This window comes from Microcystis sp. M_OC_Ca_00000000_C217Col (assembly GCF_007095585.1).
Classification (GTDB): Bacteria; Cyanobacteriota; Cyanobacteriia; order Cyanobacteriales; family Microcystaceae; genus Microcystis; species Microcystis panniformis.
The window spans coordinates 16,675-31,535 of record NZ_SFBV01000348.1; the positions used below are offsets into that span (position 1 = coordinate 16,675).

22 protein-coding genes and 1 pseudogene are annotated in these 14,861 nt (G+C 41.6%); 8 read left to right on the forward strand and 15 right to left on the reverse strand.

Going from position 1 to position 14,861, the window contains the following annotated elements; translation table 11 throughout:
* Window positions 1-104: 104 nt before the first annotated feature.
* Window positions 105-356 (forward strand): UPF0175 family protein, encoded by a 252-nt coding sequence (locus tag EWV66_RS22450; RefSeq protein WP_110578242.1) that lies wholly within the window; start codon window positions 105-107, stop codon window positions 354-356.
* Between the two features lie 276 nt (window positions 357-632).
* Window positions 633-1,433 carry a formylglycine-generating enzyme family protein gene (locus tag EWV66_RS22455; RefSeq protein WP_287107292.1) on the forward strand — a complete coding sequence of 267 codons (801 nt, stop codon included), beginning with the start codon at window positions 633-635 and terminating at the stop codon, window positions 1,431-1,433.
* A gap of 255 nt (window positions 1,434-1,688) precedes the next feature.
* Here EWV66_RS22455 and EWV66_RS22460 read toward each other — a convergent pair whose 3' ends face one another.
* Window positions 1,689-2,582 carry a hypothetical protein gene (locus tag EWV66_RS22460; protein WP_287107293.1) on the reverse strand — a complete coding sequence of 298 codons (894 nt, stop codon included), beginning with the start codon at window positions 2,580-2,582 and terminating at the stop codon, window positions 1,689-1,691.
* Window positions 2,583-2,748: 166 nt separating this feature from the next.
* Here EWV66_RS22460 and EWV66_RS22465 point away from each other — a divergent pair.
* The 3 genes and pseudogenes from EWV66_RS22465 to EWV66_RS22475 form a co-directional block, all read left to right on the forward strand.
* A pseudogene (locus EWV66_RS22465) lies at window positions 2,749-2,949 on the forward strand (PhoH family protein); the annotation flags it as partial.
* Between the two features lie 24 nt (window positions 2,950-2,973).
* The gene (locus tag EWV66_RS22470) at window positions 2,974-3,942 is read left to right on the forward strand and encodes a cysteine synthase A (RefSeq protein WP_271927316.1); all 969 of its coding nucleotides are present in this window, start codon (window positions 2,974-2,976) and stop codon (window positions 3,940-3,942) included.
* A 158-nt stretch (window positions 3,943-4,100) separates the two neighbouring features.
* Window positions 4,101-4,379 (forward strand): hemolysin XhlA family protein, encoded by a 279-nt coding sequence (locus tag EWV66_RS22475; protein WP_052276534.1) that lies wholly within the window; start codon window positions 4,101-4,103, stop codon window positions 4,377-4,379.
* A gap of 406 nt (window positions 4,380-4,785) precedes the next feature.
* Here the strand turns inward: EWV66_RS22475 and EWV66_RS22480 are convergent, their stop codons facing one another.
* From EWV66_RS22480 to EWV66_RS22540, 14 genes are all read right to left on the reverse strand, one after another.
* Complete coding sequence (locus tag EWV66_RS22480; RefSeq protein ID WP_194013833.1) at window positions 4,786-5,004, reverse strand: type II toxin-antitoxin system HicB family antitoxin; 219 nt, start codon at window positions 5,002-5,004, stop codon at window positions 4,786-4,788.
* Between the two features lie 16 nt (window positions 5,005-5,020).
* Entirely contained in the window at window positions 5,021-5,110 is a 90-nt protein-coding gene (locus tag EWV66_RS24505) for a hypothetical protein (RefSeq protein WP_502705654.1), read from the reverse strand.
* A 23-nt stretch (window positions 5,111-5,133) separates the two neighbouring features.
* Window positions 5,134-5,478, reverse strand: a complete 345-nt coding sequence (locus EWV66_RS22485) for a HepT-like ribonuclease domain-containing protein (RefSeq protein WP_287107294.1) — start codon at window positions 5,476-5,478, stop codon at window positions 5,134-5,136.
* The gene (locus EWV66_RS22490) at window positions 5,465-5,854 is read right to left on the reverse strand and encodes a nucleotidyltransferase family protein (protein WP_002792955.1); all 390 of its coding nucleotides are present in this window, start codon (window positions 5,852-5,854) and stop codon (window positions 5,465-5,467) included. The genes EWV66_RS22485 and EWV66_RS22490 overlap by 14 nt, the downstream gene beginning before the upstream one ends.
* A gap of 386 nt (window positions 5,855-6,240) precedes the next feature.
* Window positions 6,241-8,268, reverse strand: a complete 2,028-nt coding sequence (locus EWV66_RS22495) for an SUMF1/EgtB/PvdO family nonheme iron enzyme (protein WP_287107295.1) — start codon at window positions 8,266-8,268, stop codon at window positions 6,241-6,243.
* A gap of 100 nt (window positions 8,269-8,368) precedes the next feature.
* Window positions 8,369-8,530 (reverse strand): hypothetical protein, encoded by a 162-nt coding sequence (locus tag EWV66_RS22500; RefSeq protein WP_158499339.1) that lies wholly within the window; start codon window positions 8,528-8,530, stop codon window positions 8,369-8,371.
* 186 nt (window positions 8,531-8,716) lie between these two features.
* Window positions 8,717-8,926, reverse strand: coding sequence for a BrnA antitoxin family protein (locus EWV66_RS22505; protein ID WP_081417880.1), 210 nt, complete (start codon window positions 8,924-8,926; stop codon window positions 8,717-8,719).
* Window positions 8,927-8,930: 4 nt separating this feature from the next.
* Window positions 8,931-9,209 carry a BrnT family toxin gene (locus tag EWV66_RS22510; protein ID WP_002772034.1) on the reverse strand — a complete coding sequence of 93 codons (279 nt, stop codon included), beginning with the start codon at window positions 9,207-9,209 and terminating at the stop codon, window positions 8,931-8,933.
* A gap of 113 nt (window positions 9,210-9,322) precedes the next feature.
* Window positions 9,323-9,658: a HepT-like ribonuclease domain-containing protein gene (locus tag EWV66_RS22515; RefSeq protein WP_052276537.1), complete on the reverse strand. Its 336-nt coding sequence runs from the start codon at window positions 9,656-9,658 to the stop codon at window positions 9,323-9,325.
* The gene (locus tag EWV66_RS22520) at window positions 9,655-9,948 is read right to left on the reverse strand and encodes a nucleotidyltransferase family protein (RefSeq protein WP_002770523.1); all 294 of its coding nucleotides are present in this window, start codon (window positions 9,946-9,948) and stop codon (window positions 9,655-9,657) included. The genes EWV66_RS22515 and EWV66_RS22520 overlap by 4 nt, the downstream gene beginning before the upstream one ends.
* A gap of 89 nt (window positions 9,949-10,037) precedes the next feature.
* On the reverse strand, window positions 10,038-10,796 hold the full coding sequence (locus EWV66_RS22525; RefSeq protein ID WP_287107296.1) for a PP2C family serine/threonine-protein phosphatase: 759 nt from the start codon (window positions 10,794-10,796) through the stop codon (window positions 10,038-10,040).
* A 13-nt stretch (window positions 10,797-10,809) separates the two neighbouring features.
* Window positions 10,810-11,466 (reverse strand): vWA domain-containing protein, encoded by a 657-nt coding sequence (locus EWV66_RS22530; RefSeq protein ID WP_287107297.1) that lies wholly within the window; start codon window positions 11,464-11,466, stop codon window positions 10,810-10,812.
* Between the two features lie 236 nt (window positions 11,467-11,702).
* Complete coding sequence (locus EWV66_RS22535) at window positions 11,703-12,044, reverse strand: thioredoxin family protein (protein ID WP_052278442.1); 342 nt, start codon at window positions 12,042-12,044, stop codon at window positions 11,703-11,705.
* Window positions 12,045-12,132: 88 nt separating this feature from the next.
* Complete coding sequence (locus EWV66_RS22540; RefSeq protein ID WP_128575193.1) at window positions 12,133-12,834, reverse strand: NnrU family protein; 702 nt, start codon at window positions 12,832-12,834, stop codon at window positions 12,133-12,135.
* 186 nt (window positions 12,835-13,020) lie between these two features.
* Here EWV66_RS22540 and EWV66_RS22545 point away from each other — a divergent pair, with 186 nt between their 5' ends.
* From EWV66_RS22545 to EWV66_RS22555, 3 genes are all read left to right on the forward strand, one after another.
* Complete coding sequence (locus EWV66_RS22545) at window positions 13,021-13,320, forward strand: (2Fe-2S) ferredoxin domain-containing protein (protein ID WP_002786792.1); 300 nt, start codon at window positions 13,021-13,023, stop codon at window positions 13,318-13,320.
* 204 nt (window positions 13,321-13,524) lie between these two features.
* Entirely contained in the window at window positions 13,525-14,391 is an 867-nt protein-coding gene (locus tag EWV66_RS22550) for a response regulator (protein ID WP_052276540.1), read from the forward strand.
* Window positions 14,388-14,678 (forward strand): circadian clock KaiB family protein, encoded by a 291-nt coding sequence (locus EWV66_RS22555; protein WP_002772019.1) that lies wholly within the window; start codon window positions 14,388-14,390, stop codon window positions 14,676-14,678. The genes EWV66_RS22550 and EWV66_RS22555 overlap by 4 nt, the downstream gene beginning before the upstream one ends.
* Window positions 14,679-14,861: the final 183 nt, after the last annotated feature.

Below are 14,861 nucleotides of genomic sequence, written 5' to 3' on the forward strand. Positions count from 1 at the left end.
GATAAGGGGGGTTTGATCCCCCCTGCCCCTGCCCCCCTTATTAAGGGGGGTGCCGATAGGCGGGGGGATCTGCCCTTTAATTAAGAAAAATCCTAGGATTCATCATGTACCAAATCACTCTTTCCCTACCCGATGAAACTGCTCTCGCTTTACATCTCACCCCAGAACAACTAGGACAGGAAATTTCTCTGCTTGCTGCCATTAAACTTTATGAATTGGGAAAACTTTCCTCTGGCACTGCTGCCAACTTAGCAGGTATTCCGCGAGTTGTTTTTCTTTCTAAACTTGCAGACTATGGAGTTGATACCTTCCGACTCAAGGAAACAGAATTAATCGAGGATCTGGCTAATGCCTAACGTCATTGCCGATACATGGCTCTTCTAGGTTCTGTGTGATAAGTTTAACTTACATCGGATCGATCTTTCCTTTGTGTCCTTTGTGTCTTTGTGGTTCCTTTCACTCGCTCGCCAGCAGGACTGTATCTTAGAATACATTTTACTCACCAAATCCAAGAGAGCCGGTAGGTATTAAAAACTTTCAGATACCCCCACCTATCGTCACCCCCCTTATCAAGGGGGGCAGGGGGGATCAAACCTAAAATCTATCTTCAATTTAATTATAATCACTTACTTATGCCTACAATAATCATCCAAAAGACCCAAAAACGTCTTTTAATCTATAGAGAAAAACTCACCGATGACCTAGAAATAGAATTAGTCAAAATACCATCGGGAACCTTTACAATGGGTTCTTCAGAACAAGAAAGTGGTAATACAAGTGAAAAGCCCCAACACAACGTCACCCTGAAAAACTTCTTGATGGGTATTTATCCCATTACCCAAGCTCAATGGTTATATATTGCCCAAAGAGAAGATTTAAAAGTAGAGCAAGATTTAGAACCAGAGCCATCGGAGTTTAAAGGCAGCACAAACCCCGTTGAAAATGTATCTTGGTTAGATGCCGTAGAATTTTGCCAAAGGCTATCTAAATTAAGTAAAAGAAAATATAGGCTACCAACGGAAGCTGAGTGGGAGTACGCTTGTCGAGCGCAAACCAAACCCTTAAATCTCGACAAAGGAGAAACCTACCCCCCCTATCACTTTGGGGAAATTCTTACCCCAGATTTAGCCAACTATAATGGCAATCTCCAAAAAACCACCCCTGTTGGGCAATTCTACGCCAACGACTTTGGTTTATATGATATGCACGGAAATGTCTGGGAGTGGTGTCAAGATGATTGGCGCGAAAACTATGAGGAGATAAAAAAGAGCAAAAATCAGCAAAATCAGGCATATAAAGCTCTGCGGGGCGGTTCTTGGTACTACAATCCGAATATCTGCCGTTCCGCTTACCGCTACGTCAGCGACCGCCGCGGCAACGTCAACTACGTCTTCGGTTTTCGGGTGGTGTGCGGTGCTGGGAGGACTTTGTAACCCTTTTTCTCTTTTTACCCTTTTTACCCTTTTTCGATTTTTTTGAGCGGATGTACTATATGTGTACTATAAAAGGATTGAGAGAATTATCATGAGTAGAAAAAGGGTTTCTCGGAGAAACCCTTTTTCTGTGGGGTATAAATTGCTTGTTGAGACGAGACAAGAGGCAATAGTAAAGGGATTGGGGGAAGTTCAACTAATCTAAGAATAAGCGGTTTAAATGCGTCTTAGCTTACATCAACAGCCGTTCAGTTATTAGTATTCTCCCCCATCATTTTTTTTCTGGTCTAAAAGATGATTATAGATCACACTTTTGAGAGATTGCCAAAAAGGAACTAATAAAGTACTCAGAAGTACAAAAACAGTAATCAGACCATAGGAAAACATCGCCATTTGTTGGAAAAAAAGAGGATTTTCTGCGAGCGTTTGCCAGTCCTCCGAAGAATTGAACCAAAAGGGAATTGAAGCCAAAGCCCGTGACAGAAGATAAACTGGAATAATTAATAAACTGGCAATAAATATCACTCCTACAATTCTCCAAGCCGAGTTTTTAGTTAAATGCCAACCTCTCTTGATTGCTTGCCAACTGCCTAAATTATCTTCAATTACTAAGGGCAATTCGGCAATGCAAATGCGAGCAGATAACCAAAGGAAGAAAAAAGCAAGACAGAAAGAAGCCAGTAAAATAAGCAATACACCAAGGATGGGGATAAAACTGACTAGCACCAGAGACAGCGTTATCGGCAAGATTATTGCCGCTCCCAACAAACCGATCAAAACCTGCATCCACCACAAGCGCCACATTTTCGGCTTAACTTTTTTTTCCGCTTGTCCGGCAGTTTCTGGCTGATAAATGATGTCTTGAAAAGCTAATCGTGAGATAACCGCATTATTGAAAAGATACTTAGCGGCCGAGAAAATTTGTATCGGGAAAAGAAATAAACGTAAACCGATATCGCTGCCTTCTTCGGGGGTAATTGTTTGATAAAGTAATTGACTGAGAATTAATTGCAAAACTAAGGGAAGAAGCGACCACAAACAGGCGCGGACAGCAAAGAATACATAAGTTGGGAAGCGATCACGATAAAGACGGAAGGCAGTATTAATCGTATTGCCAATATTCAAAGGATCGAGGGAATTGTTAGTCACGGTGGGACTCCTTACAGAATGCCACCACCATAGTAGGTTAGGTAACTAATCACAGCTAAAAAACTTCCAATTTAATCAATATTTCCAGCAAAGACAACAATTTTGCTAAAGTGGTAGAAATTGGCCAACAATTCAATTCCCCAGTGGAGAAAGTGCGATCGCATTGATGGTCTTAACTCCCTTGGGATTCGGTTCACGCATGGTAGTAACCGGAGATGTCACCCAAACCGATTTACCGCAACCACAGGAATCGGGGTTAATTGCCGCTCAAAAAATCCTAAAATCAGTAGAAGGGATCGCTTTTTCTTACCTATCGCGGGCCGATGTGGTACGTCATCCCTTGGTACAAAAAATCGTCTCAGCCTAGGAACAGCACGAAAAATAACAGATTATGGATATTAAAAATGGTTTCGTCGATGCGGTGGGTAATACTCCCCTAATTCGTCTCAATAGTTTTAGCGAGGAAACTGGCTGCGAGATTCTCGGTAAGGCCGAATTTCTTAACCCCGGTGGTTCGGTCAAGGATCGGGCCGCTTTATATATTATCCAAGAAGCGGAAAAAGCCGGTACTCTCCAACCGGGGGGAACCGTTGTCGAAGGAACCGCCGGCAATACTGGCATCGGTTTGGCCCATATCTGCAATGCTAAGGGTTATAAATGCCTGATTATCATTCCCGATACCCAATCCCAAGAGAAAATCGACCTATTGAGAACCCTTGGCGCGGAAGTGCGTACTGTTCCCGCCGTTCCCTACCGAGATGCCAATAATTACGTTAAATTATCGGGGAGATTGGCTAGTGAGATGGAAAATGCTATCTGGGCCAATCAATTCGATAATCTGGCTAATCGTCGCGCTCACTACGAAACCACCGGCCGGGAAATCTGGGAACAAACCGACGGTAAAATTGATGCTTGGGTGGCTGCCACGGGAACCGGGGGAACATACGCGGGGGTGGCGATGTTTTTAAAAGACCAAAATCCGCAGGTGCGTTGTGTGGTGGCGGATCCGATGGGTAGCGGTTTATATAGTTATGTGAAAACTGGGACAATTACCCTGGAAGGTAGTTCAATTACCGAAGGGATTGGTAATAGTCGTATTACGGCTAATATGGAAGGCGCACCCATAGATGATGCCATTCAAATTGATGATCCCACTGCCATTAAAGTTGTTTATCAACTATTACAAAAAGATGGTTTATTTATGGGGGGTTCTGTGGGTATTAATGTGGCTGCTGCGGTGGCTTTAGCTAAACAAATGGGACCGGGCCACACTATTGTTACTGTTCTGTGTGATGGTGGGGCCCGTTATCAATCTCGTTTATATAATCCTCAATGGTTGGCTGAGAAAGGATTGGCTTAATCAGGAATTATCGGCTCATAAATTAGTGGAGATAATGGGAGGGGGAGGGCAACAATGAGGGAAGGCAGCAAGGGAAAATGAGGCGCTTCGGTTGGGCAAACACTTAAGATAAGATAGACAATAATACTGATAACTATCATTATTAGGAGAATCATTAGATGTCAGTTAGTATTGAACAAGACCTCAAGGAAATTTTAGGTTCAATTAATCAGAAGTTAGATAATCTGCAAAAAGATGTTATGGATATTAAAATAGTACAGGCGAGATTAGAGGAAAAAGTCGATAGTTTAGAAAAAGATATTGAAGGAGTAAAAGAAGATACAAAAGAATTAAAAGGCTCTCAGAAAGCCCAGATTTGGACGTTAATCGGCATCTTGGGAACAGCTTTAATAGGAACAGTTATTCGCTATATTATTCTCCCTTTTCCTCAATCATAATTAAGACAATGAATTTGGAAACGCCTTCTGCAACAGTTATTCCTCAAATTGCAGAAAATCACTGTAAGGGCGAAGCATTTGGGCATAACCTATCGCTGAAATCCTAGATTTTTTATCCGAATGCTTCGCCCCTACCCATCAATTTCCCATCTACCACGCACCACGCCACCACGCCCAACCTACAACCTAACCTACGGCTGATTGAGCAGAATCAGGCAGTTTAGGTGATGGCACGTTTTTAGGCAGATGAATTGCATCATTCAACCTTTATTTTATCTCAGAGAATAAAGAGCTTAGGTTGGGTTGAACGATAGTGAAACCCAACACTTTTAAATAATTGGGTTGGGTTTCGTTCCTCAAACCAGCCTACTTATTGCTAAATTTGTTGGTGTAATTTCGGGTCTAGCTATGACAGAAAACTATCAGAAAAAGGTTTTTCTGGCTTTTCCCCGCGCTCGGCACAAAAAGCTAGGTAATCTTCCACTGAATCAGCAAAAGCCTGCTGCAATTCCGCTACACTCTCTCCCTGAAAAGTGATAACATCTCGGACGTTGGCCACCTCACCGTAAAAGATACCCGCCTCGTCATCAAAAAAAACTACTGCTTCGTAACCTTTATACTTCATTCTAAGTGATAATTGTTTACTGTTCACTGCTAAAGGGTAATTCCGAGAAATCTATCTCACCTATTTGATCGATTCTCCAGAGAGGATAGCAGTCATAATCTGCCATTAACTTAATTTTTTAAATTATTATCATTGGGGCAATGGTGGCAATAGAGACTGCAATTGTTCTAGCAAAGGAGAAAGTCTTACTGTAATAATATTCCAGACAATTTCTGGTTGAACCTGATCGTACTGATGGCTAATAATATTTCTGAGTCCAATAATTCCCCTCCAATCAATTTTGGTGTGTTTTTGTTGAAAAGTCTCAGGAATTCTACGGGATGCTTCTCCTAAAATTTCTAATTGTCTTTCCACAGCACTTTGTAACAAAAGACTCTTGGAATATTCTTCCACAGAAATATCTTGAATAAATTCTTGGATATTAGTAATAGCTTCGACCATATCCCAAAGATATCCGGCCTCACGACTGTTCATGACGATAAATTAGCTGATGAGTTTTTAAAATTTCGTAACGACGATAGGGGTTTTTCAGTCCCTCTTGATTAACCAAGTCAACTTTGCGTCCGAATATCTCCTCTAATTCTTCTTTCATCTGAACAATATCAAACAAATCCCAGCCATGATTGGGAGCAAACTTATAAAGAACATCAATATCACTATCAACTCGAAAGTCTTCCCTTAATACTGAACCAAATAAAGACATTTCAAGAATTTTCCAATGTTGACAAAAATTAGTAACTTTGCTTAAGATAACTTGAGCTTGTTTTTTGTTAAAACCAGAATTTAACAAGATTTTTTCGGCCTTGTTGGTGGTTATTTTAACAACCTTCGCTGTAATAGCTTGTTTCATTGGTGAGCAAAATCCCCCAAATTATCCTTGACAAAACACTTGAGATCCTTAAGGTTACAGTAACCCGCCATGTAAAGTCGGCTGGTAGGCTACACCAACATTAACACACCCTAGGAGATCGGCGCTCACTTTTTCGTCCGTAGTCTGATCGTAGGTTAGGCCAAACGATAGTGAAACCCAACATTTTTAAATCATTGGGTTGGGTTTCCTTCCTCAACCCAACCCACGGCTTTTTAACAACCGATAACTGTTTCATTTTTTATTGTCCTTAACAAAATTTAACACTACCTCAATTTTTTCAAAAAAATCGACCCGCCTAGCGGCGGGAAAAAGAGAAAAAGAGAAAAAGTAAAAAAGGGTAAAAAAGGGTAAAAAGGGAAAAAGGGTTACAGAGTCCTCCCAGCACCGCACACCACCCGAAAACCGCAGCTGCTGTTGATGAAGAAGACGCTGCGGCCGCTGGAGTTGCGGAAAGCGGAACGGCAGACAATCGATATGTTGTACCAAGAACCGCCCCGCACTATTTTATCATCATTATCATTTGTCAGCCAAGCACTGCCATCCCTTGGCGCTCCGATATAGCTATAGTGCCAATTGTCCTCGCACCACTCCCAAACATTGCCACTCATGTCATAGAGTCCCCAAGCATTGGGCTTTTTCTGACCCACAGGATGAGTTGTCCCCTGAGAATTGTCGAAATACCAAGCGTAATCTCCTAACTGATTAGCATCATCACCGAAATAATAGGGAGTGGTTGTCCCCGCATCACCGAAATAATAGGGAGTAGTAGTCCCCGCACGACAGGCATATTCCCATTCCGCTTCCGTCGGTAGGCGATAGGTTTTGCCGGTTATTTGACTCAATTTCTGACAAAAAGCTTGGGCATCGTTCCAACTAACATCTTCTACCGGATTTTGCGGATTATTTTTAAACCGAGAGGGATTTGTTCCCATTACCGCTTCATATTGTGCCTGAGTCACTGGATATTTGCCGATCGCAAAACTGTTGACTTTAACTTGGTGTTGAGGCTTTTCCTCATCCGAAGCATAGATAGCACTGTCAGGAGACCCCATGAGAAATTTACCTGCTGGTAAGCCTACCATCTCCAGTGTTATTCCCTTGGGTAGGTTTTCTGTAAATGGAGTTGGCTTTGTAAACCTGATAGATGCAGAACTTGAAGGACGAGGTGAAGGAGAAGGAGTAGGATTCTGACGAAACAACTGAGCGAAAATATTACTAGCGACTGTCCCTACTGTAAATAACCCGAAAGTTATTAAAACTTTACGACGCGACCATCTTTGAGGAGGTATAGGTGAAGGAGATGATTTAATCGATATTGGGGGAGGTGGTGGCGCTACTTTAGGTGACGGTGTAGATGTCACAGTAGCGATACTTTTGCTTGCAAAAATATCAAGATTTAAATCACTAAATCGCTCACACCAATAACACTTTCCGTAACTGCGGTTGTAGTAATGATTATCAACTTTGCCACAGCGTATAACCTCATTTAATGCAGCTTCCAAAGTATCGCACCATTCCTTAGCCGTCGGTCGTCTGTGGGGGAATTTATGTCCCTCATTGAAACAGCGCAAAAATAAGGCGTGTAAGTCGGGATGTAAAATATTTAATGGTATGGTAGTATTACTAGGTACAAGCAATTTATCCCCAGAAAAAGGCCATAGTCCCCGTCGAATTAGTTCCGACTGTTCCAGGGAATCCCCTCCTCCTTGCCACAATCCCCGAAACGGCGGCCCGCCAAATAATAGATAATAAATAACAACTCCTAATCGAAAGCGATCATGCACTTCTGTTTGATCTACATCTGCTATATTAACTCCGATTAATTCCGCCGGTGTAAATCCTTCTGAGCCAACTAAACACCGATATATTTTACCGCTATAGGGATCTGATACTTGAAATGAATCTGTATCAATAATTGTAGGCAACGCCCGATTATTCACTAAGATATTTTCTAGCTTGATGTCTCCCAAAACATAACCTTTAGCGTGAATTGCTTCGATAATAGCGGCTATATTCCGCGCTACTACATGAAGAAAATACCAATTAGTTTCTAACTTGTATTTTCTTCTCATTATGGGCGTACAAAGCTTTAATAACGTTTCTGAACCCACCACTTCTGGCATTAAAAACCCAACGACTTTTCCCTGTTTATCTTCCAAGATAGAATAGGGCCAAGCGAAGGAAATATGGTTAAGATGAGCATTAGGATCACTGGGACGATTTCTCACCATTAACTGTAATTTATCAACCCTTTCATTATGGGGATTGTGGTAGATTTTCGCTAAGTACCCATTAAAGTTAGTGTGCCATACTTTCGCTTCGCCACTGTCGGCCATTTCTTGCGTCAGTGTAATCGAGCGATTCTGTAATTGACAGCGATAAGTTAAAGACATCAAAAAATCTCCGAGTATTTATGCTGTTCAGTCCCATCGTAGTTGGGTTGAACAATAGTGAAACCCAACATTTTTTAATAATTGAGTTGGGTTTCGTTCCTCAACCCAACCTACAGATACTTTCATTATGGGGATTGTGGTAGATTTTCGCTAAGTACCCATTAAAGTTAGTGTGCCATACTTTCGCTTCGCCACTGTTGGCCAATTCTTGCGTCAGGGTAATCAGACGATTTTGTAGTTGACAGCGATAAGTTAAAGACATCAAAAAATCTCCGAGTATTTATGCTGTTCAGTCCCATCGTAGGTTGGGTTGAACGATAGTGAAACCCAACATTTTTTAATAATTAAGTTGGGTTTCGTTCCTCAACCCAACCTACAGATTACTTTTGATAGATTTTTTGCTCACGATTGTTTGGGGTAGATGTAATCAAATCAGGTTCATTGTTTTTTACTGCTGCTGCTGTTCCATCACTTCCCGCAAGATGTAGTTAATTTGTGTCTCATATCCTTTCCCTTGAGCTTTTAACCATTCTAATATATCTTGATCTAGTTGGATGGTTAATTGCTGCTTTGATGTCGAAAAAGATACTGTTTCTTGGGTAAAGAATTCATCACCTAATGGCGGAATATCAGAATAATCGATATTCTCATCCGTCATCGCATCAATTCTCTTCAAGTCGCTTTTGATAGATTTTTTGCTCACGATTGTTTGCCTTTCTCATTGAGATTATACGAGTTTTATTAGAGCGAGGGGTATGGACGATTAAGACAACTCGACCTTTCAATTTGCCAAGCGTAATATATCTTATCTCACCATAAACGAAACGGCTATCCTCGAAGGTAACACATTTACCACCAAAAACTAGCGGTGCATCCTCAAAACTCAGTCCGTGCTTCTCTAAGTTAGCGTCGCTCTTGTCTTGATCCCATTCGTACTTCATTGTTTGAGGTAGATTCGTTAATATTAGCTTCCAAGGTAGTGCCTTAGTCCCATCGTAGGTTGGGTTGAACGATAGTGAAACCCAACATTTTTTAATAATTGAGTTGGGTTTCGTCAAATCAATTCCTGTAAAATAGCTTCGATTTGTCCTTTTAGAGGAGGAATGTCATTTTTAACAATATCCCAAATAATCTCTAGATTGATACGAAAATATTCATGAATAGTTAAGTTTCTTAGATCGCTGGCATCTCGCCAAGGAACTTCGGGATATCTTGCTTTAAATTCTTGAGAAGTTGCTCTAGCTGCTTCACCAATAATTTGTAAATGATAGACAATCCAAGTTTGAATTAATTCTTGTTGTTCAAACAGGGTTTTTCCCTGTCGAGCATACTTTTCTAAACGCTCAATTGCTTCTAAAATATCCCGCAAGCGTTCGCTATCATCTCTCATAGTGGTATTGCTTCTTTAAGTACCCGCTCTCTGATTCTATCTTTAAGTCCCTGTTCGGTAACAATATCAACTTTGCAGCCTAACAAGGCTTCAAGTTCTCGGATTAACGGCAAGGGAAACCAGGGACTCCGACGTTCGCTACAATAATCAATTAATAAATCAATATCGCTTTTTTCGTCAGCTTCTCCCCGTGCAACAGAACCAAAAATTCGCACGTTATTTGCGCCGTGTTTAGCCGCAATAGCAATAATTTTTTCTCGTTTGTTTTTGAGTAATTCGTCAATTTTCATGATTTACTTAGTCCATAGTCTTATCTTAGGTTGGGTTGAACCAGAGCCAGAAACCGGGTTTGTCAAACAAACCCGGTTTCTTAAACCCCTCAGTTTCTTAAACAAAAAGCTAGGAGTAAGGTTTTATCATCGGTTGTTAACTTATTTAAATCCTCCCGCTTTAAAAATTCTTTGAGGTCCTCCTGCAATGGCGTTTCTGTCTGTTGTAAATATTCCTCTAATGGCTGAAAAAAAGGCGGAAAAGGCTGCCAATTTTTATAATCGATCGATACCTTTTCCACTCCATCTGTCGCCACACAAATAAAGGCAACTGGCTCGGTTAAAACTTTTATTTGCATATCCTCCAAAGCATTACTAGAAGTAACAAAAGTGGTTTCATTGATGTATTCCCCCTTGTCAGGCTGAAACAATAATTGATAATTTCCCCCCAGAGGTTTGAACACAATAAAACCATCTCCTATCTGCATAGCCGCTAATCGTTTTGAAGTAACCAAAACAACCAGTAAAGTTGTCGCCAGATCATTAATGTCTAACTGTTCTTTTTCGGCTTCTTCTTGGAGAATTTGCTGAACATAAGCCAACAGTTGCCGGAATATTTCCTTTAATTCCGCTTCAGTTCCAGTGGCAGCTAATGCTGTTTTTTTGAGATTTTCCTCTAAAAATTGCAGTGATGCTTTAACTGTTATTTTCGCCCCTAAATCCGAATATTTGGCACTACCAGCCCCATCAGCCACGGCTCCAATCAAAACATCCTGACCCAATAATTTATAAGCACCGTAATCTTGACAGGGTAATCCTGTTTGCACATGAAAACTACCGACCACTGACTGACATAATGTTCTCCACATAATTAACTGTCCTCTAGGTGGTAATTTGTCCCCAATTCACTGGTGGTAAAGCGATCGCCTCTCCAATTTTACCACCAGAAACTCGTTTCATTGAGTTACTTAACCACTGAAATAAATCCCGAAAATCTAAACCATTGAGTAACACAGGGGGATTATTAGAAATCTGTTTGAGCTTCTCCATATCAGCACCCTGAACACCTACAGAAAAAAATAAAACTCGATTTTCGGCTTCAGCTTGTTTTACCCGTTGCGCTGCCAGATTCCATTGATCCGTAGGCGCACCATCAGTAATTAAAAATATCCAGGGGCGATAATATTGGATACCATTATTTCTATAAATCGCTTTACGATCTTCGATTAAATCTAAGGCCAATTCAATCGCTTTTCCCATGGGAGTTAAGTCTCCTGCGGTTAAAGTCGGTGGCGTAAATTGGTCAATCCCGACAAAATCTTGCACGGTTTTAACCCCTCCCTTACCAAAGGTAACAATGGCGGTTTCTACGCTCAACGTCGCTTGGATATCCCGCATCACGTCCTCCTGAAAGGTTTTGATACCATCATTGAGAGCCTTAATCGGTTCCCCTTCCATTGAACCAGAGGTATCTAGTAGTAGTACCACAGGACAGCGATTTTCCTGATTTTCAACAAATTCAGCTACACCAATCGGCATTTTTTTAAGCCTCCTAATTTTTGGAACTGGGGGAACTATGGGAGTTTGAGCAATTGGGATTATCTAAGTAGGTAGGCGTTAAAAATTATCAGATGCCCCCCTTATTAAGGGGGATCCCCCCGCCTATCGGCACCCCCCTTATCAAGGGGGGCAGGGGGGATCGGCACCCCCCTTATCAAGGGGGGCAGGGGGGATCGAACCCAAAATATATCTTCAATTTAATTATAACCAGCTACTTAAGCTGAACGCAGGATTTGATTTTTGACTATTAGTCGCAGGGTTTGTTGTAATTCCTCGCGACTGTGAATTTCCTCCAGACGGTGAACCGGAACACCTTGATCGAAGAGAATTAAAGTAGGCAGACTACGCAGACGAAAACTATTAGCCAATTTAAAATTATCATCGGCATTGACACCGACTAATTGAATCGCATCTTGACAGTCATTTTGCCAAGAAAAGAGGGTGGGTTGGATTAAACGACACAAACCACACCAAGGAGCCCAAAAATACACGAGGACCGGACGAGAAGACTCTAAAACTAGCTTAGGGAAGCTCTTTTCGTTGACAGATAGCATCATGTCTAAACCGATTTTATGAAAACTTAATTTTGATATAGAAACCATCTTACACCAGTCGGGATCAATAAGAAAGGGGTTGGGAGCAAAATCACCAATAAATTTTACTTGTTGCTTGCATTAGCCAAGGATGCCCCCACCAGAGGAGTAGAATAAACCCTGTTACTCCTAGATAGGCAGGACGAAGGAATTCTTGCCATTTTAGGCTTTGCCGACCATCGATAATCGCTAAAAAGGGGACCACCGAGGTGCGTTCTTTGATCTTTAAAAATGCCTCTCCGTAACGGTCTTCTAAGCGGCGATCGCCATGCCAAACGGCAAAAAGATGATGAGCAATTAAACCCAGGGAAGTTAATAGGGTAAAGCTTGTCCCTAACCAGAGGGTGTGAGCAATACACCAGATCACCTGTCCTACCATCTGGGGATGACGGGTAACGCGCAGGATGCCGGTTTCGTAGAGATGAACCTGGGGTTTTTGGATAGCGGCGATCTCCAGCAGGTTAAAGGTGGCAGGATAGAGAAAGAAAAAAGAAATGGCCGAAAGTACCCAAACTAGGGTTTTAACTCCGGTTACTCCCTGTACTTGCCAGAGAAGCAAACCATCATAACGATGATTGAAGAAATAAACTACTAAAATCACGGCTAGAGGGATACTCACAAGGGCAAATAATACCCGATACAGTCGCGCACCGATGATAGCTTCTCCCCGCATTCGTAAACTGGCTAATCCGCTATGGGCGACGGCAAAACCCAGTAATAAACCTAACATGACCCAATGACTAGCGAATGCCACTTTTACTCTCTTGATTGACTAAATTTTTCTCTGAACTCTATTTTAAAGATTGATGGTTAATTTTCAGCCCCTTTTTTTTGTGTTGCCAGTATCGGGGATTCGGGGCAAAATAAAACTATGCTTCCCCAAAGCCTCTCCCAAGAATATACCCAGGGAACTATCTAATTTTGCAACTTTTTAGGTAATATGTCTTATCCCCAAAAGCGATTTGTGATGGTCTGTCAGCATTCTTCCTGTTTGGTACAGGGTGCGTCCGAGCTTCTTTTAGCTTGGCAAACGGCAGCTCTCCCAGAAGATGTCATCGTTATGACCAGTGGTTGTCAAGGACAGTGTAGCACTAGCCCCACGGTGAGGATTATTCCTGAAGAAACTTGGTACTGTCGTGTTAAACCAGAGGATGTCAATCAGATTGTCGAGGAACATTTAAAAAACGGTCAACCAGTCGAGCGTTTACTCCATCCACGCATTCACGCTCAATGGCAGTAAACTTGATCGTCAATTTTTAAGTGATGCTTCACAATAGTCTTTTTGCTCGTAGGTTAACCGCTTTGAGTGCCTGTGATTTCAGCTTAGTCTATATAAGACTTCGAGATAGCGGGTGCTAGATGGTGATTTTGTCCTTGCGTTTCCCAAAGATGGGCGTACTATGAAAGTAGGGAAAAAAAAGATAATTTTAGCGATCAATTCACAATGACTAGGGATCTCTGTAGGATTTTATTGATAGAGGATGAGCCGACAACTGTTAAATTAATCCAGAGATTGCTGTTAAAGGCCCCCCAATGTTCCTTGGCCGGGGGGTTGACTTTTACCCTCACCCAAGCTCAGGATCTAGAGGAAACTGCCGAAAAACTGGCAGGGGAGAAATTTGATATCATCCTCTTAAGCTTGGAAATCTCTGTCCCCCCCGGTTTAAATATTCTAGTCAAAACCAGAGAATTAGCCTCTGATATACCGATAGTGGTTCAAACTACTAGCAATGATGAGAAATTAGTCGTTAAAGCCTTTCAACTAGGTGCTGACGGTTATATTCAGTTAAATAATATCGATAGTAGTCTTTTAGTCTATCAAATTCGTGTGGCGATCGAGCGTCAGCAATATATCCTCAATCTTAAACATCAACAACAGGAAGATGAATTTCGCGAACTGGAACAGTTAATCAAGGGAGGACAAACTAGCATCACGGCGAAAATGTTCGGTTCTGAGGCAATCAGGCAGAGTATCCCCGATATTTTTCAAGAATTAGTCGAAAATTACGGAGAGTTATTAGATTTAGCTTTAGAAGAACAAGCATACAAAGTCGAACATAATCTATCGGAACGACTGCGAAGCTTGGCCGATAAGCTAGGATTCTTAAAAGCTAGTCCTCGCGATGTGGTGGATATTCATACCACCACCCTACGCCAAAAAAATCAGGATGTCACCCTGGCCAAAGCGCAGGCCTACGTTAGCGAAGGTCGTCTCATGGTCTTGGAATTGATGGGTTATCTCGTCTCTTTCTATCGTAAATACTATATCGGTCTCAGCAACATTAAACTGTTCAATAACACGCAATCATGAGTCAATATCTTCTCAAACTCTACATTATGGGCGATTCAAGTAAATCCCAGAGGGCGATCGCCAATATTTTTCGTATCTGTCGCGAGGAGTTATCCGGTCTTTATACGGTAGAAATAATTGATGTTCTCGAACAGCCGCAATTAGCGGAACAGGATAAAATTCTCGTAACTCCTACTTTAGTCAAACAACTTCCCCCACCCCTACAAAGAATTATCGGCGATATGTCCAATACTCAAAAGGTTCTCCTCGGTTTGGATGTTATTCCCAAAGACTCCCATCTCAATTAGGATTCACCTAAGAATTCTTCTGGTTAGGTTTTTCCTCGCTCCTAAGCTCTAATCTTAATTTTATCGGCTCTTCGGGAATTGTTATGCAAATAATTAACTTAAAATAAAATTCGATGAGAGCGCCTACGCTCAAAAGTAGCTGAAATCCATACAGGGAAGGACTTAAGGCACAAACAGGTTAAT

Coding starts and splice junctions, on each gene's coding strand:
- EWV66_RS22450 (WP_110578242.1), top strand. CDS start 105: ATGTACCAAATCACTCTTTCCCTACCCGATGAAACTGCTCTCGCTTTA.
- EWV66_RS22455 (WP_287107292.1), top strand. CDS start 633: ATGCCTACAATAATCATCCAAAAGACCCAAAAACGTCTTTTAATCTAT.
- EWV66_RS22470 (WP_271927316.1), top strand. CDS start 2,974: ATGGATATTAAAAATGGTTTCGTCGATGCGGTGGGTAATACTCCCCTA.
- EWV66_RS22475 (WP_052276534.1), top strand. CDS start 4,101: ATGTCAGTTAGTATTGAACAAGACCTCAAGGAAATTTTAGGTTCAATT.
- EWV66_RS22480 (WP_194013833.1), bottom strand. CDS start 5,004: ATGAAGTATAAAGGTTACGAAGCAGTAGTTTTTTTTGATGACGAGGCG.
- EWV66_RS24505 (WP_502705654.1), bottom strand. CDS start 5,110: ATGGCAGATTATGACTGCTATCCTCTCTGGAGAATCGATCAAATAGGT.
- EWV66_RS22485 (WP_287107294.1), bottom strand. CDS start 5,478: ATGAACAGTCGTGAGGCCGGATATCTTTGGGATATGGTCGAAGCTATT.
- EWV66_RS22490 (WP_002792955.1), bottom strand. CDS start 5,854: ATGAAACAAGCTATTACAGCGAAGGTTGTTAAAATAACCACCAACAAG.
- EWV66_RS22495 (WP_287107295.1), bottom strand. CDS start 8,268: ATGTCTTTAACTTATCGCTGTCAATTACAGAATCGCTCGATTACACTG.
- EWV66_RS22500 (WP_158499339.1), bottom strand. CDS start 8,530: ATGTCTTTAACTTATCGCTGTCAACTACAAAATCGTCTGATTACCCTG.
- EWV66_RS22505 (WP_081417880.1), bottom strand. CDS start 8,926: ATGACGGATGAGAATATCGATTATTCTGATATTCCGCCATTAGGTGAT.
- EWV66_RS22510 (WP_002772034.1), bottom strand. CDS start 9,209: ATGAAGTACGAATGGGATCAAGACAAGAGCGACGCTAACTTAGAGAAG.
- EWV66_RS22515 (WP_052276537.1), bottom strand. CDS start 9,658: ATGAGAGATGATAGCGAACGCTTGCGGGATATTTTAGAAGCAATTGAG.
- EWV66_RS22520 (WP_002770523.1), bottom strand. CDS start 9,948: ATGAAAATTGACGAATTACTCAAAAACAAACGAGAAAAAATTATTGCT.
- EWV66_RS22525 (WP_287107296.1), bottom strand. CDS start 10,796: ATGTGGAGAACATTATGTCAGTCAGTGGTCGGTAGTTTTCATGTGCAA.
- EWV66_RS22530 (WP_287107297.1), bottom strand. CDS start 11,466: ATGCCGATTGGTGTAGCTGAATTTGTTGAAAATCAGGAAAATCGCTGT.
- EWV66_RS22535 (WP_052278442.1), bottom strand. CDS start 12,044: ATGATGCTATCTGTCAACGAAAAGAGCTTCCCTAAGCTAGTTTTAGAG.
- EWV66_RS22545 (WP_002786792.1), top strand. CDS start 13,021: ATGTCTTATCCCCAAAAGCGATTTGTGATGGTCTGTCAGCATTCTTCC.
- EWV66_RS22550 (WP_052276540.1), top strand. CDS start 13,525: ATGACTAGGGATCTCTGTAGGATTTTATTGATAGAGGATGAGCCGACA.
- EWV66_RS22555 (WP_002772019.1), top strand. CDS start 14,388: ATGAGTCAATATCTTCTCAAACTCTACATTATGGGCGATTCAAGTAAA.